General features: G+C 73.0%; 20 protein-coding genes and 1 pseudogene. 14 read left to right on the top strand and 7 right to left on the bottom strand.

From position 1 onward, the window contains the following. The first annotated feature begins 106 nt into the window (after positions 1 to 106). Entirely contained in the window at positions 107 to 847 is a 741-nt protein-coding gene (locus HTV45_RS29520) for a VOC family protein (RefSeq protein ID WP_215208952.1), read from the top strand. A 75-nt stretch (positions 848 to 922) separates the two neighbouring features. After that, positions 923 to 1,213 (top strand): hypothetical protein, encoded by a 291-nt coding sequence (locus HTV45_RS29515; RefSeq protein ID WP_215208951.1) that lies wholly within the window; start codon positions 923 to 925, stop codon positions 1,211 to 1,213. An 11-nt stretch (positions 1,214 to 1,224) separates the two neighbouring features. Here HTV45_RS29515 and HTV45_RS29510 read toward each other — a convergent pair whose 3' ends face one another. The 3 genes from HTV45_RS29510 to HTV45_RS29500 all read right to left on the bottom strand — a co-directional run bounded on the left by HTV45_RS29510 (position 1,225) and on the right by HTV45_RS29500 (position 4,242). Then, positions 1,225 to 1,875: a hypothetical protein gene (locus tag HTV45_RS29510; protein WP_215208950.1), complete on the bottom strand. Its 651-nt coding sequence runs from the start codon at positions 1,873 to 1,875 to the stop codon at positions 1,225 to 1,227. A 137-nt stretch (positions 1,876 to 2,012) separates the two neighbouring features. Continuing rightward, a complete protein-coding gene (locus tag HTV45_RS29505) occupies positions 2,013 to 2,723 on the bottom strand; it encodes a GntR family transcriptional regulator (RefSeq protein WP_215208949.1) in 711 nt (236 codons plus the stop codon). A gap of 163 nt (positions 2,724 to 2,886) precedes the next feature. Then, positions 2,887 to 4,242, bottom strand: coding sequence for an aspartate aminotransferase family protein (locus tag HTV45_RS29500; RefSeq protein WP_215208948.1), 1,356 nt, complete (start codon positions 4,240 to 4,242; stop codon positions 2,887 to 2,889). 121 nt (positions 4,243 to 4,363) lie between these two features. Between HTV45_RS29500 and HTV45_RS34565 the strand changes: the two are divergent. Together HTV45_RS34565 and HTV45_RS29495 are read left to right on the top strand one after the other, a co-directional pair. Next, positions 4,364 to 4,548 (top strand): annotated as a pseudogene (locus HTV45_RS34565) (MarR family transcriptional regulator); the annotation flags it as partial. Positions 4,549 to 4,625: 77 nt separating this feature from the next. Continuing rightward, positions 4,626 to 6,593: a serine/threonine-protein kinase gene (locus HTV45_RS29495; RefSeq protein ID WP_215208962.1), complete on the top strand. Its 1,968-nt coding sequence runs from the start codon at positions 4,626 to 4,628 to the stop codon at positions 6,591 to 6,593. A gap of 73 nt (positions 6,594 to 6,666) precedes the next feature. On the opposite strand, the gene HTV45_RS29490 is transcribed toward HTV45_RS29495, so the two are convergent. Further along, entirely contained in the window at positions 6,667 to 7,413 is a 747-nt protein-coding gene (locus HTV45_RS29490) for an SLATT domain-containing protein (protein WP_215208947.1), read from the bottom strand. A 384-nt stretch (positions 7,414 to 7,797) separates the two neighbouring features. On the opposite strand from HTV45_RS29490, the gene HTV45_RS29485 reads away from it, so the two are divergent. The 7 genes from HTV45_RS29485 to HTV45_RS29455 all read left to right on the top strand — a co-directional run bounded on the left by HTV45_RS29485 (position 7,798) and on the right by HTV45_RS29455 (position 14,707). Next, a complete protein-coding gene (locus HTV45_RS29485; RefSeq protein WP_190096373.1) occupies positions 7,798 to 8,139 on the top strand; it encodes a YbaB/EbfC family nucleoid-associated protein in 342 nt (113 codons plus the stop codon). Between the two features lie 86 nt (positions 8,140 to 8,225). Further along, on the top strand, positions 8,226 to 8,825 hold the full coding sequence (recR, locus tag HTV45_RS29480) for a recombination mediator RecR (RefSeq protein WP_215208946.1): 600 nt from the start codon (positions 8,226 to 8,228) through the stop codon (positions 8,823 to 8,825). Continuing rightward, the gene (locus tag HTV45_RS29475; RefSeq protein WP_215208945.1) at positions 8,818 to 9,477 is read left to right on the top strand and encodes a DUF5063 domain-containing protein; all 660 of its coding nucleotides are present in this window, start codon (positions 8,818 to 8,820) and stop codon (positions 9,475 to 9,477) included. The genes recR and HTV45_RS29475 overlap by 8 nt, the downstream gene beginning before the upstream one ends. Positions 9,478 to 9,766: 289 nt before the next feature. Beyond that, positions 9,767 to 11,044 (top strand): aspartate kinase, encoded by a 1,278-nt coding sequence (locus HTV45_RS29470; RefSeq protein WP_215208944.1) that lies wholly within the window; start codon positions 9,767 to 9,769, stop codon positions 11,042 to 11,044. Next, positions 11,044 to 12,117 carry an aspartate-semialdehyde dehydrogenase gene (locus HTV45_RS29465; protein WP_215208943.1) on the top strand — a complete coding sequence of 358 codons (1,074 nt, stop codon included), beginning with the start codon at positions 11,044 to 11,046 and terminating at the stop codon, positions 12,115 to 12,117. Before HTV45_RS29470 ends, HTV45_RS29465 begins: the two co-directional genes overlap by 1 nt. Before the next feature lie 506 nt (positions 12,118 to 12,623). Then, positions 12,624 to 13,199, top strand: coding sequence for a SigE family RNA polymerase sigma factor (locus HTV45_RS29460; protein ID WP_251693017.1), 576 nt, complete (start codon positions 12,624 to 12,626; stop codon positions 13,197 to 13,199). Further along, positions 13,196 to 14,707, top strand: a complete 1,512-nt coding sequence (locus HTV45_RS29455; RefSeq protein WP_251693015.1) for a hypothetical protein — start codon at positions 13,196 to 13,198, stop codon at positions 14,705 to 14,707. Before HTV45_RS29460 ends, HTV45_RS29455 begins: the two co-directional genes overlap by 4 nt. Here the strand turns inward: HTV45_RS29455 and HTV45_RS29450 are convergent. Next, the gene (locus HTV45_RS29450; RefSeq protein ID WP_215208941.1) at positions 14,674 to 15,513 is read right to left on the bottom strand and encodes an SURF1 family protein; all 840 of its coding nucleotides are present in this window, start codon (positions 15,511 to 15,513) and stop codon (positions 14,674 to 14,676) included. The genes HTV45_RS29455 and HTV45_RS29450 overlap by 34 nt on opposite strands. Positions 15,514 to 15,715: 202 nt before the next feature. Here HTV45_RS29450 and HTV45_RS29445 point away from each other — a divergent pair, with 202 nt between their 5' ends. Next, positions 15,716 to 17,563, top strand: a complete 1,848-nt coding sequence (locus tag HTV45_RS29445; RefSeq protein WP_215208940.1) for a prolyl oligopeptidase family serine peptidase — start codon at positions 15,716 to 15,718, stop codon at positions 17,561 to 17,563. 317 nt (positions 17,564 to 17,880) lie between these two features. Here the strand turns inward: HTV45_RS29445 and HTV45_RS29440 are convergent, their stop codons facing one another. Continuing rightward, complete coding sequence (locus tag HTV45_RS29440) at positions 17,881 to 19,740, bottom strand: TrkA family potassium uptake protein (protein WP_215208960.1); 1,860 nt, start codon at positions 19,738 to 19,740, stop codon at positions 17,881 to 17,883. Positions 19,741 to 20,072: 332 nt separating this feature from the next. Between HTV45_RS29440 and HTV45_RS29435 the strand changes: the two genes are divergently transcribed. Further along, entirely contained in the window at positions 20,073 to 21,071 is a 999-nt protein-coding gene (locus HTV45_RS29435; RefSeq protein ID WP_215208959.1) for a permease, read from the top strand. Next, positions 21,068 to 21,784, top strand: coding sequence for a TIGR03943 family protein (locus HTV45_RS29430; RefSeq protein ID WP_215208939.1), 717 nt, complete (start codon positions 21,068 to 21,070; stop codon positions 21,782 to 21,784). The genes HTV45_RS29435 and HTV45_RS29430 overlap by 4 nt, the downstream gene beginning before the upstream one ends. Before the next feature lie 31 nt (positions 21,785 to 21,815). On the opposite strand, the gene HTV45_RS29425 is transcribed toward HTV45_RS29430, so the two are convergent. Beyond that, a complete protein-coding gene (locus HTV45_RS29425) occupies positions 21,816 to 22,103 on the bottom strand; it encodes a zinc-ribbon domain-containing protein (protein WP_215208938.1) in 288 nt (95 codons plus the stop codon). Positions 22,104 to 22,159: the final 56 nt, after the last annotated feature.

Genomic DNA, 22,159 nt, shown 5'->3' with positions numbered 1-22,159 from the left:
CGGTGAGCAGCACGCCCCGGGGCCCGGAGTCCGGCACCGCTGCCGCCGCCCGCTCGTACACCCGGCCGCCCCCCGGTGCGCACCCGGTGCACCTGGGCTTTCCCGCATGGCGCTGCGACCCGTGCAGGTGAACATCAAGGCGGTCGACCCTCCGGCGGTCGGCCGGTTCTGGGCGGAGGCGCTGGGCTGGAGTGTCCACAGCCCCGGTGCGACGACCCGCGTGGGGCCCGCCGGGGGGCTGGTGCGGCCGGACCCCGTCGCCCTCGGTATCGATGTCGTTCCCGTCCCGGAACCCGGGACGGCGGCGAAGAACCGTGTGCACCTCGACCTCGCCACCACCTCCGCCGCCCATCAGGCGGAGCTGGTGGCACGCCTGCGGACGCTCGGTGCGACGCCCGCCGACGTGGGCCAGGGCGACGTCCCGTGGACGGTCCTCGCCGACCCGGAGGGCAACGAGTTCTGCGTGCTGGAGCCCCGCGAGATCTACCGGGGCACCGGACCGGTCGCCGACGTGGTGGTCGACTGTGCGGATCCGCGGGCGATGGCCCGATTCTGGGACGCGGCGCTGGACTGGACCCTGCACGAGGTGACCGACGGCAGCGCGGTGCTGCGCTCCGCCGACGGTGCCGGGCCGTATCTCGAGTTCCTCCGGACGCCCGGCGGGCCGGCGGCCGCGGACCGCGTCCATCTCGACCTGCTGCCCCGTCCCGGCGACGATCAGGGGGCGGAGGCGGCCCGGCTGCGGGCCCTCGGCGCCACCGACCTCGACCTCGGGCAGGGCGACGTCCCGTGGACGTGCCTGGCCGACCCGGAGGGCCACGCCTTCTGCGTACTCGCCCCGTCCTGACGCGCCGCACGCGATCCGCCGGCCGGGCATAGGCTGAAAGGGAACGCCGCATCGACACGGAAGAGGGTGAGTGCGATGCGCGTGATGCTCAAGGCGACGCTGGACACCGAGAAGTCGAACGAGTTGCTCCGCAGCGGGAAGATGCCCGAGCGGGTCAAGGAGATCCTCGACCGGCTGCAGCCGGAAGCGGCCTACTTCGGTCCGCTGGGCGGGCGCCGGACGATGGTGCTGGTCCTCCACATGCAGGACAGCTCGGAGGTGCCCCCGGTGGGTGAGCCGTTCTTCTCGCAGATGAACGCCGAGGTCGAGATGACCCCGGTGATGAACGTGGACGATCTGCGCAAGGGGCTCTCCGGACTGGGCTGACCGGGACGAAATCAGCTGAAGACGATCATCGAGCCCTGGGCCAGGCTCCGGGTCGCCGCCGCGTGCAGGCCCAGCCAGACGTGGCGCTCGCGGGCGAAGGGGCTGGGGTCGTACGGGGCGGGGACGGCCGGCTCCTCCAGTTCCGTCGGTCCGCGCGGGGGCTCGGGGGCCGCCGGGGGGTTCGCCGGGTCGACGCCGATGGACGGGGCGACGAGTTCCAGTTCGCGCAGCAGCGCGTGGGAGGAACCCAGCGGGCCGCCGCCGGCGAGGAGTTCGTCGCTGGCCAGGGGGTGCGGGAAGTCGACGGGGACGTAGGCGCCGGCGTGGTCGTAGTGCCAGACCAGATGCGACTGCTGGGCCGTCGTCTCGAACATCTCCAGCAACTGCTCGTAGTCGCCGCCCAGTTCGTCCACCGGCGTCACCGGGAGGCCGCACACCTGGAGCAGGTACACACGCCGCAGGAAGTGCAGCGCGTCGTAGTCGAATCCCGCGACCGGGGCCACCTCGCCGGTCAGTCCCGGCATGTACTGGTACACCGGCACCGGGGGCAGTCCCGCCTCGGCGAGTACCGCGTTGTACTGGGCGAGCTCGTCGGCGAACGGATTGTCGGGCGTGTGGCACAACACGTCGACGAGCGGTACCAGCCACAGGTCACAGGCCAAAAGAGGGCTCCTCGCATCGCGCGGTCGTCGGGACGGTCGTCCTGGTCGGATGGTTCTGGTCAGGTCGTCCTGGCCAGGGAAGGGTATCGGCGCCCGGGCCGGACGGCTCCCCCCGCGCGGACCGTGGTGCGGGTCCCCTACCCATCCGCACCGGCTGTCAGCCCTTCGACCACGGACAGCGAGTGCGCGTTGTACGCCTCGACGATGCGGCGGGCGGTTTCGGTGTCACGGCGCACCAGCGCGTCGACCAGTTCGGTGTGCCGGGACCACAGCCGTCCCCGGAGGTCGGGCGCACGCCGCAGATGCTGCACCGCGTACACCCACCCCTGGATGCGGAGCCGGTGCAGGAAGTCGGTGAGATAGGGGTTGCCGTACGCGGACGCGAGTTCGCGCCAGAAGCGCAGGTCGTAACCGATGAGGACGGTGACCTCGCCGGCCAGGGCGGCGCGCTGCGCCTCCTCGCCCCGTCGGCGCACCCCGGCGAGGGCGGCGGCGATCCGGGGTTCGTCCGGCCGGAGATCGGCCAGGTGCCCCTTGTTCAGGGCGTGGAACATCCCGTCGATCACCAGGCTGCGGGCCTCGATCATGCCGCGGAAGTCGTCGGCGGAGTACTCGTGCACATGGAACCCGCGGTGCTGGTCCGCGTCGAGCAGCCCCTGCGCCGACAGGTCGACCAGCGCCTCCCGCACCGGGGTCGCGGACACGCCGTACTGCTCGGCGATCTCCTTGACGGTGAACCCCTGCCCCGGCTGGAGCCGCCCGGCCAGTACCTCGTCACGGAGCGCGTCGGCGATCTGCTGCCGCAGGGTGCTGCGGGTCACGGCGCCATGGCCACTGATGCCGGGCATGGTCGGGGCGTCTCCCTCATCGCGTTCGAACGGCGTACCCGCACATGTGCGCGGGCACGCCACCTTACGCCGTGGGATCAGGCGGGGAGTGTTCGAACGGGTGCGGAGTGAGGGGACCTTCGCGCCCGCTCTCCCGCCGGGTCACGCCGGCCCGCCCAGCCCGTTACGCCACGTAGCCGTCCGCCACGGTCAGCGCCGCGTCCAGCACCGCCAGGCCCTCCTTCAGCTCGGCCTCGCTCGCGTTGCACGGCGGCACCACATGCGTGCGGTTCATGTTGACGAAGGGCCAGACACCGCCCTCCTTCGCGGCGGCGGCGAAGGCCGCCATCGGGGCGTTCGCCTCCCCGGACGCGTTGTACGGCACCAGCGGCTCCCGGGTCTCCCGGTCGCGCACCAGCTCCAGCGCCCAGAACATGCCGACGCCACGGACCTCGCCCACGCTGGGGTGCCGCCCGGCCAGCTCCCGCAGTCCCGGCCCGACGACGGACGCGCCGAGTGCCGCCGCGTTCTCGACGATGCCCTCCTGGGCCATCACGTTGATCGTGGCGACAGCGGCGGCGCAGGCCAGCGGGTGCCCCGAGTACGTCAGTCCGCCCGGGTAGGGCCGCGTGGCGAAGGTCTCGGCGATCGCCCCGGAGAGGGCGACACCGCCCAGCGGCACATAGCCGGAGTTCACGCCCTTGGCGAAGGTCATCAGGTCCGGCACGACGTCGTACAGGTCCGCCGCGAACCACGTGCCGGTCCGCCCGAACCCGGCCATGACCTCGTCGAGGACGAGGACGATGCCGTACGTGTCGCACAACTCGCGGACCCCGGCGAGATAGCCGGCGGGCGGCGGCATGATCCCGGCCGTGCCCGGGATCGTCTCGAGGATGACGGCGGCGATGGTCGACGGCCCCTCGAAGGCGATCGTCGCCTCCAGATGCTCCAGGGCCCGCGCGCACTCCTGCTCCTCCGTCTCGGCGTAGAAGCGCGAGCGGTACAGGAACGGCGCCCAGAAGCGCACGACCCCGGCGGTGCCGCTGTCGGAGGCCCAGCGGCGGGGGTCGCCGGTGACGTTCACGGCCTGCTGGGTGCCGCCGTGGTACGAGCGGTAGGCGGAGAGGACCTTGGGGCGCCCGGTGTGCAGCCGCGCCATGCGCAGGGCGTGCTCGACGGCGTCGGCGCCGCCGTTGGTGAAGAAGATCTTGTCCAGGTCGCCGGGGGTCCGCTCGGCGATCAGCCGGGCCGCCTCCGAGCGGGCCTCGACGGCGAACGCGGGCGCGAACGTCGTCATCCGGGCCGCCTGCTCCTGGATCGCGGCGACGACCTCCGGATGCTGGTAGCCGACGTTCGTGTAGACCAGCCCGCTGGAGAAGTCGAGATAGCGCCGGCCGTCGTAGTCCCAGAAGTAGGACCCCTCCGCCCCGGCGACGGCGAGCGGGTCGATGAGCTCCTGCGCGGACCAGGAGTGGAACACATGCGCACGGTCGGCGGCCTTGACGGCGGCGCCGGCCTCGGGGTTCGGCTGAGGGGTCATGCCGCCGAGGGTAAGCGGGGGCGACGGGTGCGCGACATCGGCGGCATGTCTGCGGTCGGCGGCTTTCCGCGACAGGTTGTCCACAGCGGTCACCCGAGGCCGCTTGACAGTGTGCTGCGGTTACCGGCCCGACCCCGCCCGCCGCCGCGCCGGACTTCTCGCACCGACCGACGCGGGGTACACCGCGGTCGGCCGGATCGACCCCGGCGACCCCGCCTTCGCCGAGCGGCTGACACGGGCGTACGAGAAGGAGTACGGCTGTCCGGGGTTCTTGACAGACTCGGCCCGCCTGTTACGCAACCGTAGACAACGCCCAGCTCACCCGATACCGGCCCCGCACTATCCTCGGGCTGTTGCTCACTGAGGGGGGAGGCGACGCGGCGATGGACAAGATCGGGCCCGGGGATCCACAGAGGATCGGGGCGTACCGGTTGCTGGCGCGGCTCGGGGCCGGCGGGATGGGAGAGGTCTACCTCGCCCGTTCCGACCGGGGACGCACCGTCGCCGTGAAGCTGGTCCGCGAGGAGCTGGCCCGGGTGGAGGAGTTCCGGGCACGCTTCCGCCAGGAGGTGCGGGCCGCCCGGCAGGTCGGCGGTGACTGGACGGCCCCGGTGCTGGACGCGGACACCGAGGCGCCCGTGCCCTGGGTCGCCACCGGCTACGTCGCGGGCCCCAGCCTCCAGCAGGTGGTCGGCCACGACCACGGGGCACTGCCCGAGCGGTCGGTGCGGATCCTCGCCGCCGGTCTCGCGCACGCGCTGAAGGACATCCACCGCGCCGGGATGGTCCACCGCGACCTCAAGCCGTCCAACGTGCTGGTCACCATCGACGGTCCGCGGGTCATCGACTTCGGGATCGCGCGGGCGCTGGAGACGGTGACCGACGGCGGGCTCACCCGCACCGGGGCGCTCGTCGGCTCGCCCGGATTCATGGCGCCCGAGCAGGTGCGCGGCGACCGGATCACGCCCGCCTGCGACGTGTTCTGCCTCGGCTCGGTGCTCGCCTACGCCGCGACCGGTGAACTCCCCTTCGGCACCGCCCACAGCGGTGTGCACGCCCTGATGTTCCGCATCGCCCAGGAGGAACCCGGCCTGGAGCGGGTGCCCGAGGGGCTCGCCGAGCTCGTACGCGACTGTCTGCGCAAGGACCCGGCGGCACGGCCCACGCTCGACCAGGTGCTGGAACGCACCGGCGTGGAGGACACCGTGACCGGCGGCCGCTCCCGCGACCCCTGGCTGCCGAGTGCCCTGGTCGCCCAGCTGGGCCGCCACGCGGTGCGGCTGCTCGACGCGGAGGACCCGGAGGCACCCGCGCCGGACGGGCCGGCGGCTCCGGCCGCGGCGGGCGGCGCGGCGGGCGCCGGGGAGCCGGTGCCACCGGGGCCGGAGCGTGCCGCCGGAGAGTCCCGTTCCGGCGAGTCCGGTGCGGAGCGGCATGGAGCCGCCCCCGAACACGCCCGCGCCGCCGACGACTCCGCCGCGCCGTCACCCCCCGCGACGCCGCCCGCCGAGCCCCCGCCCGCGGGGGTGAACCACCTCCCCACCCTCGTCGCGGGCCAGAACGGCCAGAACGTCCAGAACGGCCCGAGTGCCGTCCCCACTCCGCCACCCGGCCCGGCCCCTGGCGCGTACGGCCAGGCACATCAGCACCCGCAGCCCCCGGCGTACGTCCCCCCGTACAACGGCTACGGCGCCGTCGGCCATACGCCGCCGTACGGTCAGGGGTCCCCGTACGGGCAGGGACCCCCGCCGTACGGGCCGGCGTCCGAGCCGCGCCGGGACAGCCGTTCCACCGCACTGCTCGTGGTGATCGCGGTAGTCGTCGCGCTCGCCGCCGGCGGCACCGTGTACGCGCTGATGAGCGGTGGCGCCGAGGACGACCGCGCCGGGGGCGGCGCGTCGGCGTCCTCCACGCCGAGCGACGCGCCCCGGAACCCGGCCTCGGGCACACCGGACGCGAAGCAGCCGCCGGCGACACCGGGACCGGAGACCTCCGCGCCGGCGGACGGCACGGTCCCCGCGGAGTTCCTGGGCGACTGGTCCGCCACCATCGACAACGCGAGCGGGCAGCACAGCCGCAGGCTCACCGTGCGGCAGGGCGAGGTCGGCGACACGGTGATGTCCCTCGTCGCCGACGGGCCCACCGGCAACGGCACCTACCACTGCGTCTTCGAGGCCCGGCTCACCGGCAGTTCCGGCGGCCGGCTGGACCTCGGCCCGTCCTCCGTCACGGTGGGCCCGGGCGGCGCCTGCTCCCCGGGAGCCGCCAGCCGCATCGTTCTGCTCCCCGGCGGCTCCCTCCAGCGCGTCAACACCGGCACCGGCGAACAGCTCACGTACACCCGGGACTGACGGGCCGGCCGTCCGTACGGGGACACTCGGTGAACTTGTCGCGTGCCGGTGCGGCCGGCCCGTCAGTGCCGGGTCAGCGGGGATCCGGTGGGCGCTGCCTCGGCATGTTCGGCCGGGCAGGTCCCTGCGGCGCCGGGAAACGGCCGTGCGGGGGGGAGCTCTCCGGGCGTCCTTCGCCCGCCACCGCCGTCCGCACCCCCAGCGGCGCGCCCCCACTGCGGAACTCCACCATCCAGTCGGCCGTCTCCACCCGCACCAGCTCGGTCACGTCCTCCGAGAACCGGCGCAGCACCGTGAGGCACCGCTCGGCCGCCTCGCTCGCCGTTCCCTCCGCCGGGCCCAGCACCTCACGGATGCACTCCGACGCCCAGTCGAACTGGAACGTCTGCAACCGCCGCTGCAGCGCCTGCGCGGTCGCGAGGTCCCGCATCCAGCCGGAGGTCATCCCGAAGTACCGGTCCCCGGCGACACACGCCACCGCGAGCAGCAGCGCCAGATATCCCCAGGCTGTGGACCCGTCGGCGACCCCGGTCAGATCGAGCAGCGGCAGCGCGGCCCCGGTCAGCGCGCCCGCCGCCGTCCCGGCCCGCAGTGTCCACGCGCACCGCCGCTTCCACGCGCGGTCCGCGAGGTACCAGGCGGCGGTGTCCAGCGCCCCGCGCTCCACCCACCGGTACAGCTCGTCCAGCCGCGTCGCCGGGTCACCCCAGTTCCCGAGCGGGAACTCCCGCCCGGCCGGATCGCCCGGCCACGGTCCGGCCGCCCCCTCGCCCCACCGGTCCTGAGACCGACCCTCGGGCTGCATCTCCGGCTGACCCACCCGGTATCTCCCTACTGAACAGACCCTGCCGACCCCTGCGGTTCCCTGCTGATCCCTCACCCGTGCGTACGGTCCGTACATGGCGCGTGACACACAGTGCTCACGCGCTTGACCCTTCCTACCTCCCAACGGGTGGCGGCGTCGGGGGTTCGCGCGCTCTTTCCCCCGGAAGAAGGCCGTGATCAGGTATAGGGCCTTCGTCAGGACTCACCCGAAAGAGTGCTGGGGCGACGGCTGTCCCGACCACGTAGGCTCGTGCCGAACGGCAAAACCGCGAGAACCGTGTGCCGTGGACCGTGAAACACGAACCCCACGGACCCACGGACCCATGGACCGATTGACCCATGGACCGATTGACCGACGGACCGACCAAGGAGCTGAATCGTGATCCCCGGTGGTGGCCAGCCCAACATGCAGCAGTTGCTCCAGCAGGCCCAGAAGATGCAGCAGGATCTGGCCCAGGCGCAGGAGGAACTGGCGCGTACGGAGGTCGAGGGCCAGGCGGGCGGCGGTCTGGTGAAGGCCACCGTCACCGGCTCCGGTGAACTGCGCGCGCTGAAGATCGACCCGAAGGCGGTGGACCCGGAGGACACCGAGACCCTCGCGGACCTGGTCGTCGCGGCGGTCCAGGCGGCCAACGAGAACGCGCAGACGCTGCAGCAGCAGAAGCTCGGCCCGCTGGCCCAGGGTCTGGGCGGCGGCGGCATCCCCGGTCTCCCCTTCTGACCCTTCCGGCTTTCCAGCCTTTCTAAGACGGCCCGCGGGCCTCTACGGTACGTACTGAAGCAGCATCAGGAAGGGACGGCAGTCCGTTGTACGAAGGCGTGGTCCAGGACCTCATCGACGAGCTCGGGCGGTTGCCCGGCGTCGGTCCCAAGAGCGCGCAGCGGATCGCCTTCCACATCCTCCAGGCGGAACCGACGGACGTGCGGCGCCTCGCGCACGCGCTGATGGAGGTCAAGGCGAAGGTCCGCTTCTGCGCGACGTGCGGGAACATCGCGCAGGAGGAGCTGTGCAACATCTGCCGCGACGTCCGCCGCGACCCCGCGGTGATCTGTGTCGTGGAGGAGCCGAAGGACGTCGTGGCGATCGAGCGCACCCGTGAGTTCCGCGGCCGCTACCACGTCCTCGGCGGCGCGATCAGCCCCATCGACGGGGTGGGCCCCGACGATCTGCGGATACGGGAACTCCTGGCCCGTCTCGCCGACGGCACGGTCACCGAGCTGATCCTGGCCACGGACCCGAACCTCGAGGGCGAGGCCACGGCGACGTACCTCGCCCGCATGATCAAGCCCATGGGCCTGAAGGTCACCCGCCTGGCCAGCGGCCTCCCGGTGGGCGGCGACCTGGAATACGCGGACGAGGTCACGCTCGGCCGCGCCTTCGAGGGGAGACGACTCCTAGATGTCTGACGCCACGCTGCACGCGACGCACCAGAACCCCGACGACTTCGCGGTCCAGATCGCCGACCAGATCGAGAGCTTCCTGGTCGCCGTCACGGAGGTCGCGAAGGGCGACGAGCCGGACTCGGCGGTGCCCTTCCTCCTCCTGGAGGTCTCCCAGCTGATGCTGGCCGGCGGCCGTCTGGGCGCCCACGAGGACATCGTCCCCGACGAGCGGTACGAGCCCGACCCGGGTCCGGAGCCGGACGTGGACCTGCTCCGCGAGAACCTGGCCCGTCTCCTCGAGCCGATCGACGTCTACTCCGAGGTCTTCGACCCCTACGAGCCCCGCAAGGCGCCCGTCCCGGCCCGGATCTCCGACGACCTCACCGACATCATCACCGACCTCCGGCACGGCATGGTCCACTACCGGGCCGGCCGTACGTCGGAGGCCCTGTGGTGGTGGCAGTTCTCCTACTTCTCCAACTGGGGCTCCACGGCGTCCGCGGCGTTGCGCGCCCTCCAGTCCGTCGTGGCGCACGTCCGCCTGAACCAGCCCCTCGCCGAGCTCGACGGCCTCGACACCGACCAGGGCATGGGCGACGACACCCTGGAGTTCGAGGCGGGCAAGGTCATGGCCGAGGAGATCGGCGCCCCACTGGGCGTGCGCCCGGTCACCTGACGGGCGCGTTCCGCCCACCGCATGGGCCCCGTGACGTTCCCCGGCCCGGTGGGCATCCCGCTCGGCACCGCACCCCTCGAGGGCCTCGCCGGCCCGCGTGGGTGTGACGCGGGGCACTTTTCCGAGTGGGTTGCGCCGGGATGGGCATGAGCCCCCCTGCACGGGCGCCGGGAGTCTCACGATGCGATATCGCGGAGGGGTTTTTCGGACGCTCGATAGACTGAACCGACCGCGGCGCACACAGGTGTGTGCGGACTGTGGAAAACGACGGAATGAGCGAGGAGCGCACGTGGGCCTTGTCGTGCAGAAGTACGGAGGCTCCTCCGTAGCCGATGCCGAAGGCATCAAGCGCGTCGCCAAGAGGATCGTGGAAGCCAAGAAGAACGGCCACCAGGTGGTCGCCGTGGTTTCCGCGATGGGCGACACGACGGACGAGCTGATCGATCTCGCGGAGCAGGTTTCCCCGATCCCTGCCGGGCGCGAGCTCGACATGCTGCTGACCGCCGGAGAGCGGATCTCCATGGCCCTGCTGGCCATGGCGATCAAGAACCTGGGTCACAACGCCCAGAGCTTCACCGGCAGCCAGGCAGGTGTCATCACCGACTCCGTACACAACAAAGCCCGCATCATCGATGTCACGCCGGGCCGGATCAAGACCTCGGTGGACCAGGGCAACATCGCCATCGTCGCCGGCTTCCAGGGCGTCAGCCAGGATTCCAAGGACATCACCACACTCGGCCGCGGCGGCTCCGACACCACCGCCGTCGCCCTCGCCGCCGCGCTCGACGCCGAGGTGTGCGAGATCTACACGGACGTCGACGGTGTGTTCACCGCCGACCCGCGTGTGGTGACCAAGGCCAAGAAGATCGACTGGATCTCGTTCGAGGACATGCTCGAACTGGCGGCCTCCGGCTCCAAGGTGCTCCTCCACCGCTGTGTGGAGTACGCCCGCCGGTACAACATCCCGATCCACGTCCGCTCGTCCTTCAGCGGACTGCAGGGCACGTGGGTCAGCAGCGAGCCGATGAAGCAAGGGGACAAGCAGGTGGAGCAGGCTCTCATCTCCGGTGTCGCACACGACACGTCCGAGGCCAAGGTCACGGTCGTCGGTGTGCCGGACAAGCCCGGCGAGGCGGCTTCGATCTTCCGCACGATCGCCGACGCCCAGATCAACCTCGACATGGTCGTGCAGAACGTGTCCGCCGCGTCCACCGGACTGACGGACATCTCCTTCACCCTCCCGGAGACCGAGGGCCGCAAGGCCATCGAGGCCCTGGAACGGAACAAGGGCGCCATCGGCTTCGACTCCCTGCGCTACGACGATCAGATCGGCAAGATCTCCCTGGTCGGCGCGGGAATGAAGACCAACCCGGGCGTCACGGCCGACTTCTTCACGGCGCTCAGCGACGCGGGCGTGAACATCGAGCTGATCTCGACCTCCGAGATCCGGATCTCCGTCGTCACCCGCAAGGACGACGTGCCCGAGGCCGTCCGTGCCGTGCACTCCGCCTTCGGACTGGACTCCGACAGTGACGAGGCCGTGGTCTACGGAGGCACCGGCCGCTGATGACCGGCACCGCAAGGCCCGGACGTCCGGGTCGGCCGACGCTCGCGGTCGTGGGAGCGACCGGGGCCGTCGGCACGGTCATGCTCCAGATCCTGTCCCAGCGGGCGGACGTCTGGGGCGAGATCCGGCTCATCGCCTCCCCGCGCTCGGCCGGCCGCAAGCTGACCGTGCGCGGAGAGGAGACCGAGGTCGTCGCGCTCACCGAGGAGGCCTTCGACGGGGTCGACGTCGCGATGTTCGACGTACCCGACGAGGTCGCCGAGCGGTGGGCGCCCGTCGCCGCCGCCCGGGGCGCGGTGGTCGTCGACAACTCCGGCGCCTTCCGCATGGACCCGGACGTGCCGCTCGTGGTGCCCGAGGTCAACCCGCACGCGGTCCGCACGCGCCCGCGCGGGATCATCGCCAACCCGAACTGCACCACCCTGTCGATGATCGTCGCGCTCGGCGCGCTGCACGCCGAGTTCGGCCTGCGCGAGCTGGTCGTCTCCTCGTACCAGGCGGTCAGCGGCGCCGGACACGAGGGCGTGCGGACCCTGCGCGCACAGATGTCCCTGGTCGCCGGCACCGAACTGGGCACCAGCCCCGGTGACGTGCGGCGCGCCGTGGGGGACAACACCGGGCCCTTCCCGGAGCCTGTCGCGCTGAACGTGGTCCCGTGGGCCGGGTCGTACCGCGGGGACGGCTGGTCCTCGGAGGAGATGAAGGTCCGGGACGAGTCCCGCAAGATCCTGGGCCTGCCCACCCTCCCGGTGGCCGTCACCTGTGTTCGCGTCCCGGTGGTCACCACCCACTCCCTCACCGTGCACGCCCGTTTCGAGGGCGAGGTCACCGTCGACAGGGCGCGGGAGATCATCGCCACCGCACCCGGCGTCGTCCTCTTCGACAATCCGGCGGCGGGGGAGTTCCCCACCCCCGCCGATGTCGTCGGCACCGACCCGACGTGGGTCGGGCGGGTACGACGGGCCCTGGACGACCCCACGGCGCTGGAGCTGTTCGTGTGCGGTGACAACCTCCGCAAGGGGGCGGCCCTCAACACCGCGCAGATCGCCGAACTCCTGGTCGTTGAACTGTAAAAAGTTCTGGATCGCAGAGGATTCGTTTGTAGGATCTGTGTAAGCCCTGTGCACCGGATTCTCGGTCGGGACCACTTGAACCTGCAGGTCCGGCGATCGAAGATGGCACCAGGACTTGTCCGAGGATTTACCTCCCCGCCCTCCGCAACCACGCGCAGGGCGGGGAGCGTCTTTGCGGTCACCCTTCCGGGTCGTGGGGACGCGGCCTTTCAGGCGTGGGGACGTCTGGAACCGGGTGTGGGGGCGCCCGTTCATATGGAGCACAGGGGAAGAGCGGGACGCATGAGGGCCTTTGATGTGCTGTCGGTGATGCTGCCTGACGCGGGCGGCCGGCCGCTGGAACCGGTAGCCGCAAACGTGACGCCCGGCCTGTACAACCCTTACGGGGGGAAGCGTGTCCAACTGGCGTGGCTGAGGTACTCGACTTCACAGCGCCGCGTGGCACCGTTCTCCGACCGCCTCGCCAGGCGCTCCGACCCCGCACGTCCGGCGCGCCCGGCGGCGGCATGCCGGTGATCGCGCCCATGCCCGCAGCGCGCCCCACCCGCGTCCCAGGTCAGCGTGACGGCGCGGACGGCGCCGTCACGGCCGGCACCACCGTCGACCAGCTCACCGAGACCTACCGCGCGCACTACCGCTCGCTCCTGGGACTCGCGGCCCTGCTCCTCGACGACACCGCCTCCTGCGAGGACGTCGTCCAGGAGGCGTTCATCCGCGTCCACTCCGCCCGCAAACGCGTCCGGGATCCGGAGAAGACCCTGGCCTATCTGCGCCAGACCGTCGTCAACCTCTCCCGCTCCGCGCTGCGCCGCCGCATCCTCGGCCTCAAGCTGCTCCCCAAGCCCATGCCCGACATGGCGAGCGCGGAGGAGGGTGCCTACGACCAGCTGGAGCGCGACTCCCTGATCAAGGCGATGAAGAACCTCCAGCGCCGCCAGCGCGAGGTGCTGGTGCTGCGCTACTTCGCGGACATGACCGAGGCGCAGGTCGCCGAGACGCTCGGCATCTCACTGGGCTCGGTGAAGGCGTACGGCTCACGCGGCATCGCGGCGCTGCGGATCGCCATGGGGGCGTCGGCATGAGCGACGGCGCAAACGCGCGGCGTGAGGAGCGCGAGCCGGAAGGTCCGCGGGCGCCGGAGGCGGGGACGGGGCCGGACAGGGGGCCGGAGTCCGAGGTCGTGCCGGAACCCGACGCCGGGCCCGAGTCCGACGCCGGCCCGGAACCCGACGCCGGCCCGGAGTCCGGCGGCGCGCAGGGGTCCGGTACGGCGCACGCGGCTGGAGGGGCACAGGAGTCCGAGGGCGAGAGGACGTCCGACGCCGGGCCGGGGTCCGAGGCGGCCCGGGAACCCGGAGACGGCCCGGCGCCGGTGGGCGCCGGAGGTCCCGCGGGCGGGGGCGAGCCCGGCGCGGGGCAGGAGGCGGACGGCGCCCGGGAGTCCGCAGGCGCCCGGGAGTCCGAGGACGGGTCCGCACCGCCGCGCGGCCCCGGGGCGCCGTACGAGCAAGAGCTGACGCACACGCACACGGGGAACGGAACAGTGAACCACGGCCTGGACGACCGCAGTCCGGAAGGGCTCGACTCGGACGAGCTGGAACTGCGCGCGCTGCTGCACCAGGCGGTGCGCGGGGTGGAGCCGGGCGACGGCGCCCTGGAGCAGCTGCGCCGGGCCGTCCCCGCCCGCCGGGCACGCAAGCGTCAGGCCCTCGTCGGCGTGGCCGCCGCGGCCCTCTTCCTCGGTACGGCGGTCCCGGCGGCCGTGCACGTCTCCGGCACTTCCGGCGCCGACGCCAACCCCTCCGCCGTCGGCCACGCCTCGCAGACGCAGGGCGGCGCCGGAGAGGGCGAGGACCCGGGCGGCGGCGACAGCACCGCGGGCGGCGCCTCCGAGCAGGTGGACGCGGGCGGCAAGGGCGACAAGAGGGGCGAGGACAAGGGCGGCGCGAGTACCGGCTCCGGCGCCGGCGCGACCGAGGGGGCCGACCCCACGGCCGGCGTCTCCGACGCGGTGCGCGCCTGCACCGCCGCACAGCTCGGACCGGCGGCCGCGAGCAGCGCCGCCCCCGAATCGACGGGCACGGTCTACGGCTCCTTCCGGGTCGCCAACGTCTCCTCCGCCGACTGCGCCGTCGAGGGCGCCGGAGGGGTGAGCGTGACCCCGCAGGGCGCGGCCTCCACCGCCGGGGTGGGCACGGCGCGGCATGTGGCGGGGGACGCGGCGGCCGGTCTGCCCGACCCCTCCCAGGAGGCGGCGCGGCTGGTGCTCGAGCCGGGCGCGGCCTACGAGGTGCGGTTCGCCTGGGTGCCCTCCGAGACGTGCCCCACCCCGGGCGACCCCACGGGCGGCACTACCGGCGGGCCCACGCCCGACCCGTCCTCCAGCGCCCCTCCGACGTCGACCGGCGGCGCGTCCGCGGGTGCGGAGGACGGCACGGCCACCCAGCTGCTCCGGGAGGACGGCGGGACCGAGGGCAGCGTGGCGGTGACGTACACGGCGTCGACGGGGACGAGTTCGGCCACCACGACGGTGAGCAACGCCTGCGCGGGGACGGTCTACTGGACGGGGCTGCTGACGCCGGTGGCCTGACGGGGGACGTCGTCGCCGGCACTCCCGGCCCCGTCCCCTTCCGATTCCTCCGCGGCCAGGCCCAGTTCCGCGTCGCGGGCGAGTTCCACCTCGCGGCGCAGCAGACGGAACCACATGAAGATGACGAACCCGACGAAGGCGAACCACTCGGCGGTGTAGCCCAGATTCTGGAACGCCTTCAGGTCCAGCCCGGTGCCGCCCGGCGCGGACGCCGGTACCGCCCGCATCCCCGGGTCCCCGCGGTTGAGCGTGATCCAGGCGTCGTACACGTCGTACGGCACCAGGTTCACCAGCGAGGCCGTGCTGATCGCGGCCGTCTGGCCCTCGGGCAGGCCGCTGCGGGAGCTGACGCCGTTGCTCCCCGGGGTCTCGGACGCCTGGAGCGCGCCGGTGACGGTCACCTCACCGGTGGGGGCGGCGGGCACCTCGGCCGGGTCGGCGGTGCCGGGCAGCCAGCCCCGTACGACGGGCAGCGCGCGGCCGGTGTCGGTGCGCAGCAGGGTGAGGACGTAGTAGCCGTCCGCACCGTCCAGCTGCCGGTCGGGCACCAGCAGCTGGGTGTCGTAGCGGCCGCTGGCGGTGGTCTGCTTGCCGGAGGTGGCCTTGGTCACGGGCAGCAGGCCGTCCAGCGGCCTGGGCTGCTCCCGCTGGTCGGTGGCGACGCGCTCCTCGGCGTCGCGGTGGCTGTCCACCCGGTCCTCGAACCGGCCCAGCTGCCAGGACCCCATGAAGATGCAGAAGGGGATGGACAGCAGCAGGAAGACGTTGATCCCCCACCAGCGGGGCGTCAGCAGAAACCGGTACACACCCCCAACGGTACGGGCCCGCGCCCGGTTCCCCGCCCGCGGGGTCGGGCCCGCGCCCGCGGACGCCGGCGCCCGCGGGCCGCCCGTCCCGACCTGCGGAGGGAAACGGTGGGTGCGGAGACGGTGACGGATCCGGTGGAGGTTGTCCACAGGGCCGGCGACCGTGTCGCCGGAATGCCCGCCGGACGGGCAGTATGGGCTCATGACTGTGAGCAACGGGTCCGACGCGCCGGGCCGGGCGGACCACCAGACCGAGCGAGTGGAACAGGGCGCGGGCATGCCCGACTGGGAGAAGCGCTTCCGGGCGCCCCGGGTGTCGCTGCCCGACTGGGCGGAGGACGCCCCGGAGCGCTCCCTGTTCGTGTCGAACGCGACCGGGACGTACGAGCTGTACGCGTGGGACCGCTCGACGGACGAGCAGCGTCAGGTGACCCACCGGCCCAACGGCACGACGGACGGCGTGCTCTCCCCGGACGGCGAGTGGATCTGGTGGTTCGACGACAAGGACGGCGACGAGTTCGGCGTCTGGCGCCGGCAGCGGTTCCCGGGCGGTGAGGACGAGCTCGCGGCACCGGGCCTGGACCCGTCCTACCCCGCCGGTCTCGCGCTCGGCAGGGACGGCCGGACGGCGGTGGTGGGCCGTTCCACCGACGAGGACGGTACGACGATCCACCTCGCGCGCACCGGCGAGCCACCCGTGGAGCTGTACCGGCACCGTGAGTCGGCGGGCGTCGGCGACCTCTCCTACGACGGTTCGCTGATCGCCGTGGAGCACACCGAGCACGGGGACGCGATGCACTCCGCGCTGCGGGTGATGCGCCCCGACGGGACGACCGTCGCCGAACTCGACGACACCGCGGGCGGCACCCGGGAGTCCGGCCTGGAGGTACTGGGCTTCGCGCCGGTCGCCGGCGACACCCGGCTGCTCGTCGGGCACCAGCGGCGCGGACGCTGGGAGCCCCTGGTGTGGGACGTGGCGACGGGGAAGGAGACGGACCTCGCGCTGGACCTGCCCGGCGACGTCAGCGCCGAGTGGTACCCGGACGGCACCGGGCTGCTCGTGGCGCACGGTTTCGAGGCCCGCGGCGAGCTGTTCCGCTACGACCTGACCGAGCGCCGGCTGGTGAGGATCCCCACCCCGCGCGGCGCGGTCTCGGGCGCCACGGCCCGCCCCGACGGCAGCGTGGAGTACCTGTGGTCGTGGGCGGCGCAGCCGCCGGCGGTGCGGTCCACCACGGGCGGCGTGGTCCTCGACCCGCCCGGGATGAAGTCGCCCGGGTCGGTGCCCGTGGAGGACGTGTGGGTGGAGGGGCCCGGCGGCCGTATCCACGCCCTGGTCCAGAAGCCGGCCGGCGCGACCGGACCGCTGCCCACCGTCTTCGACATCCACGGCGGCCCCACCTGGCACGACAGCGACTCCTTCGCGGCGGGCCCGGCGGCCTGGGTCGACCACGGCTACGCGGTGGTCCGGGTCAACTACCGGGGCTCCACGGGGTACGGGCGCGCCTGGACCGACGCCCTGAAGCACCGGGTGGGCCTGATCGAGCTCGAGGACATCGCCGCGGTGCGGGAGTGGGCGGTCGGCTCCGGCCTTTCGGACCCCGCCCGGCTGATCCTCACCGGCGGTTCCTGGGGCGGCTACCTCACCCTGCTCGGCCTGGGCACGCAGCCGGACACGTGGGCGATGGGCATCGCGGTCGTCCCGGTCGCCGACTACGTCACGGCGTACCACGACGAGATGGAAGCGCTGAAGGCGATGGACCGTACGCTGCTCGGCGGCACCCCGGAGGAGGTCCCGGAGCGTTTCGAGGCGTCGTCCCCCCTCACCTACGTCGACCGGGTGACGGCCCCGGTCTACATCTCCGCGGGCGTCAACGACCCCCGTTGTCCGATCCAGCAGATCGAGAACTACGTCAAGCGCCTCGAATCCCGCGACGCGGTCCACGAGGTCTACCGCTACGACGCCGGTCACGGCTCCCTGGTGGTCGACGAACGCATCAAACAGATCCACCTGGAGCTCGACTTCGCCAGGAGACACCTCCCGGCGTGACCGCGGCCTCCGCCGGACCCCGGCGGCGTGGGGTCCCGCCGGGGCCCGGCGCCGCTCCCGCGGCTTCCCGGCCGCGCGGGACGTCGTGCCGCCTCGGAGCGGGGTGCCCGGCCCCCTGGGCGGCGTGACGGCACGGGCGGTCCCCGGGGGAGGCGCCCCCTCGGGCGTGGGCCGGTGAAGCCCGCCCTCGCCCCAGTGATGTGCCGGGCGCCCGTGCGGGCGCGGGGGCCTTCTGGAGCGCGGGCGGGTGGAGCGCTCACCCCGCCCGCCCTCGCCCCGCCCGCCCTCGCCCCGCTCGCCCTCGTTCCGGGCGCCGGTCAGGTGGCGCTACGCGTCCGCCGCCCCAGCAACTCCGCCAGCCCGCGCCGGGTCGCCGCCAGGACCACCCGGTCCCCCGCCCGCAGCACGTAGGTGTCCGGCAGGTCCCACACCAGTCCCGACCCCCGCGCGTCCGCCACCGCCGCATCCCCGCGCGCCGCCGTGTCCAGCGCCAGCACCCGCCACGCCCCCGCGCGGAACGCCTCCCCCACCGTCCGGCCCTCCAGCTGCGGGTGCCCGTCCACGACCACCGCGGCGAACAGCAGCACCCGCCGTTCCACCGGGATCGCCCCCAGGATCTGGCGCCCCATCATCGCCCCGGCGAAGGCCGGCGCCGCCAGGTGCGTCACACTGCGGCTGCGTGTCAGCGCGTCCGGGTGGGCCGTCCGCAGCGTCCGGTACACCGCCTTCGCGAAGTCGTCGTCGTACAGCCGCAGCACCGCCCGCAGATCCTGCCGCACGGAGCGCGCGTACAGCACGGCCTCCAGGTTGGTGGCGTCCTCGCTGGTCAGCGCGAGCAGCGCGTCCGCGCGATGGATCTTCGCGGACTCCAGCACGCCCTCCTGCGTGACGTCTCCGAGCACCACCGGCACCCGGAGCCGGCGGGCGGCGGCCATCCCGCGCGCCTCCGGGTCCGCCTCGACGCACACCACCGGGATGTGCAGTTCCCGCAGCTGTGTCAGCACCCGGGTGCCGATCTTGCCCAGTCCGAGCAGCACCACATGCCCGCTCAGCCCGCGCGGGGGCTTGCGCAGGGCCGACGCCGTGCGGAACGTCCCCAGCGCTTCCAGTACCGCCGCCAGCAGCACCGGGAGCAGCAGCAGCCCGACGAGCAGGGAGAGCAGTTGCAGGATCTGCCGGCCGGTGGACTCGTGGTGTGCGGGCTCGTTGATCGCGAACAGGTCCAGCAGCGTGACGTAGGTGGCGTGCAGCGGACTGTCCGGTGTCACCACCGTCAGCGCCACGGCGAGCGCGATCACGGCCGCCACCAGCCCGGCGAGCGACCAGCGCAGCCGCCTGGAGAACAGCGAGGCGAACGGCGGCCCGCCCCGCCGGGCCGGCAGCGGCGGCCCGGAGTAGGACAACTGCTCCAGAACCATCGTGCCCCGCCCGGTGGCGGCCGCCACCGCAGCCGCGTCGGGCAGCAGACGCGGCCCCTGGTCGCCGCTGTCCTCCGAACCCTCGGCGCCGGCCGGGTCGTTGCTCGTGGCGGACAGCAGCGCCAGGGTGCAGAGCCCCGGGTCGGCCACCTCGCCCGGCGCCGGCGGCCGGCGCTCCACGGCCCGCAGCAGCAGCCCCTCCGCGTCGACGACCTTGCTGGTGCCGACCAGGGCGGTGGCGACCAGCGAGGGCGCGGCCGTGTCGGCGTCGGACAGCACGGTGGTGGAGACGTCGGCTCCCGCGACCACGCCGCCACTCACATCGGCGGCCTGATCGAGCAGTTCCTCGATGTACTGCCCCAGCCGCCGGTTGTAGAGCCGCAGGACGAGCCTCAGCCGGGGGTTGAGGCGGCGGGCGGTCAGCGCGGCCCGGATGTTGGTCTCGTCGTCGTCGTACACCAGCGCCAGCGCGGCGGCCCGCGCCACGCCGGCCTCGTCGAGCACGCGCTCGGTCGGCTCGGCGGCCTCCATCACCCGTTCACCGGGCACCAGGGTGTCGTCGGACCCGCCGTTGCCCCGGTTGACCGCGGTCACGACCCGGTCGAGCAGGGCCGCGGAGGCCGCACGGGCCCGCCCGGTCATCGGCTGCCGCACACTGCGGCCGGCCGGGGGCACCACGAGGATCACCTGTTCGCGGTAGACACCGCGCAGTTCGCCCGCGAGCCGGTGCGCGAGCCCGTCGTCCCCGCACACCACCATGTGCGCGGAAGGGTCGCTGGGCGGGGCGGGGTTGGGAAGGAGGCTCACCACAGGGGAAGAGACTGCCTCATCGTGGCGGGTGGTTCCAGACGACGACTGAACACGGGGGCCGTGTTCTCCGTACGAGAGGGCCGGGGACCCGAGCGGCCCCGTTCTTTCGCGCGCGCATCCGGAGGTGCACCCGGCCCGTGGCCACCACCACTTCACCCCCGCGCGGAAGCGACGGGCCCGAACCCGAACGGCCCCGCGAGACGGCGTCCGACGGGCTGCCCGAAACGCCTTCCGACGCGTCTCCCACCCCGGCCACCCCGGCCCCCACCCCGGTCCTCACCTTGCCGCCCGGGGGTGAGGAGACCGGCCGTGAGACACCTCCCGAGGAACCCCGCCGTCTCAGCTCCCCCCTCCTCCTCATCCTGTTCCTGCTCACGGCCCTGATGTTCCAGGGGCCCGTCCGTAGTGCCCTGGCGGCCCCGGTGATGCAGAGCTGGATGACGGTGTTCGTCGCCGTCGTCGTACAGGCCCTGCCCTTCCTGGTGCTCGGGGTCCTGCTGTCGGCGGCGATCGCGGTCTTCGTGCCGCCGTCGTTCTTCGCCCGCGCCCTGCCGAAGCGGCCGGCGCTGGCGGTACCGGTCGCGGGTGCGGCGGGCGCGGTGCTGCCCGGCTGCGAGTGCGCGTCGGTCCCGGTGGCGGGCGCGCTGGTGCGCAGGGGGGTGGCCCCGGCGGCGGCCCTGGCGTTCCTGCTGTCCGCCCCCGCGATCAATCCGATCGTGCTGACGGCGACGGCGGTCGCCTTCCCGGGCAACCCCGAGATGGTCCTCGCCCGATTCGTCGCGAGCCTGCTCGTGGCGTGTGCGATGGGCTGGCTGTGGCAGCGTCTCGGCCGCACCGACTGGCTCCGCCCGCCCGCCCGTTCGCCCTACGACGGCCGGAGCAGGGGCGCGGCGTTCTGGGGGTCGGTACGGCACGACGTGATGCACGCGGGCGGTTACCTGGTGGTCGGCGCGATGGCGGCGGCGACGCTGAAGGCGGTGGTGCCGGCCCAGTGGCTGAGCGCGGCGGCCGGACACCCGGTGCTGTCGGTACTGGCGCTGGCGGTCCTGGCCGTGCTGCTGTCGATCTGTTCGGAGGCGGACGCGTTCGTGGCGGCGTCACTGACCCAGTTCTCGCTGACGGCCCGGCTCACCTTCCTGGTCGTGGGGCCGATGGTCGACCTCAAGCTCTTCGCGATGCAGGCGGGCACGTTCGGCCGTGCCTTCGCCCTGCGCTTCGCTCCCGCGACCTTCGTGCTGGCCGTCCTGGTGTCGGCCCTGACGGGAGCGGTGCTGCTGTGAGAACACGTCTCAACGGCCAGGCTCAGGCCGCGCTGCTGTTCCTGCTCGGCGCGGCCGTGCTGCACGCCGGCCTGACCGACCTCCACCTGCGCTACGTCAAGGCCGGCCTGCGTCCGCTGCTCCTGCTGTCCGGCGCGATACTGATCGTCACCGCGGCGGCGACGGTCCGGTACGAAGGGCGGCGCCGGCCGCACCCGGGGGAGTCGCACCGCGAACCCCGCATCTCCTGGCTGCTCACCCTCCCCCTCCTCGCCCTGATTCTGGTCACCCCGCCGGCCCTCGGCTCGTACAGCGCCACCCACACGGGTACCGCGCTGCAGAAGCCCCTGGGCTTCCCGGAGCTCCCCGCCCGGGGGCCGCTGCGCCTCGGCGTCGTGGAGTACGCGGCCCGCGCGGTCCACGACGACGGCCGCCGGCTCCGCGACCGGCCCATCAGCATCACCGGATTCGTGGCGACGAACGGCACCGACGCCCCGTACCTGGTCCGGATGAGCCTCAACTGCTGCGCCGCGGACGGCCTGCCGGTCAAGGTCGCCCTCACCGGCGCGATCCCCCCGGTCCTGCGGCCGGACACCTGGCTGCGGATCACCGGCACCTACACTCCGCGCCGTACCGAGGACCCGGTCAACGGCGGCCCGATCCCGTACATCGAGGTCACCCGCGCCGAACCGGTGCCGGCCCCGTCGGACCCGTACGACGACTGGAACGGCTAGACCCGGTGACGAGGGGGGACAGGAGAAGCGGCTAGGACTGGTTGGGCTGCTGCTGGTGCGGCCGGTCCTGGTACTGCCCGCCGCCGAGGGCCTGGGCCTGGAGCTGCTCGGCCTGCTCCCCGGTGACCTTGTGCTCGGCGCCGCAGAAGGTGCACTGCGTGGCGTACTTCGTCGAGACCGGGAAGAGCGGCACGAAGAACAGGGTGAACTTCGTGACCCGCTTCCTGAGCGTGTGCGCGGCGGGATTCCCGCACTGCGCGCACACCAGCGTCAGTATCGCGAGCTGGTACAGATACCCCTTGGTACCAAAAATGATCATGTCATCGATCCTTCCCGGGCCGTGGGCCCCCGAACCACCACACCAGACGGTGGGGG

Origin of the sequence: Streptomyces sp. CHD11 (genome assembly GCF_018638295.1) — a bacterium.
Taxonomy (GTDB): Bacteria; Actinomycetota; Actinomycetes; order Streptomycetales; family Streptomycetaceae; genus Streptomyces.
The sequence above is the reverse complement of the archived record's forward strand: the minus strand, read 5'-3'. Positions and strand labels throughout refer to the sequence as shown.

Bases quoted from the DNA above. Each gene is read 5' to 3' on its own strand.
- HTV45_RS29475 (WP_215208945.1), top strand. From the start codon at position 8,818: ATGTCTGACGCCACGCTGCACGCGACGCACCAGAACCCCGACGACTTC.
- HTV45_RS29500 (WP_215208948.1), bottom strand. From the start codon at position 4,242: ATGACCCCTCAGCCGAACCCCGAGGCCGGCGCCGCCGTCAAGGCCGCC.
- HTV45_RS29455 (WP_251693015.1), top strand. From the start codon at position 13,196: ATGAGCGACGGCGCAAACGCGCGGCGTGAGGAGCGCGAGCCGGAAGGT.
- HTV45_RS29460 (WP_251693017.1), top strand. From the start codon at position 12,624: ATGCCGGTGATCGCGCCCATGCCCGCAGCGCGCCCCACCCGCGTCCCA.
- HTV45_RS29505 (WP_215208949.1), bottom strand. From the start codon at position 2,723: ATGCCCGGCATCAGTGGCCATGGCGCCGTGACCCGCAGCACCCTGCGG.
- HTV45_RS29440 (WP_215208960.1), bottom strand. From the start codon at position 19,740: ATGGTGGTGTGCGGGGACGACGGGCTCGCGCACCGGCTCGCGGGCGAA.
- HTV45_RS29445 (WP_215208940.1), top strand. From the start codon at position 15,716: ATGACTGTGAGCAACGGGTCCGACGCGCCGGGCCGGGCGGACCACCAG.
- HTV45_RS29520 (WP_215208952.1), top strand. From the start codon at position 107: ATGGCGCTGCGACCCGTGCAGGTGAACATCAAGGCGGTCGACCCTCCG.
- HTV45_RS29465 (WP_215208943.1), top strand. From the start codon at position 11,044: ATGACCGGCACCGCAAGGCCCGGACGTCCGGGTCGGCCGACGCTCGCG.
- HTV45_RS29515 (WP_215208951.1), top strand. From the start codon at position 923: ATGCGCGTGATGCTCAAGGCGACGCTGGACACCGAGAAGTCGAACGAG.
- HTV45_RS29495 (WP_215208962.1), top strand. From the start codon at position 4,626: ATGGACAAGATCGGGCCCGGGGATCCACAGAGGATCGGGGCGTACCGG.
- HTV45_RS29425 (WP_215208938.1), bottom strand. From the start codon at position 22,103: ATGATCATTTTTGGTACCAAGGGGTATCTGTACCAGCTCGCGATACTG.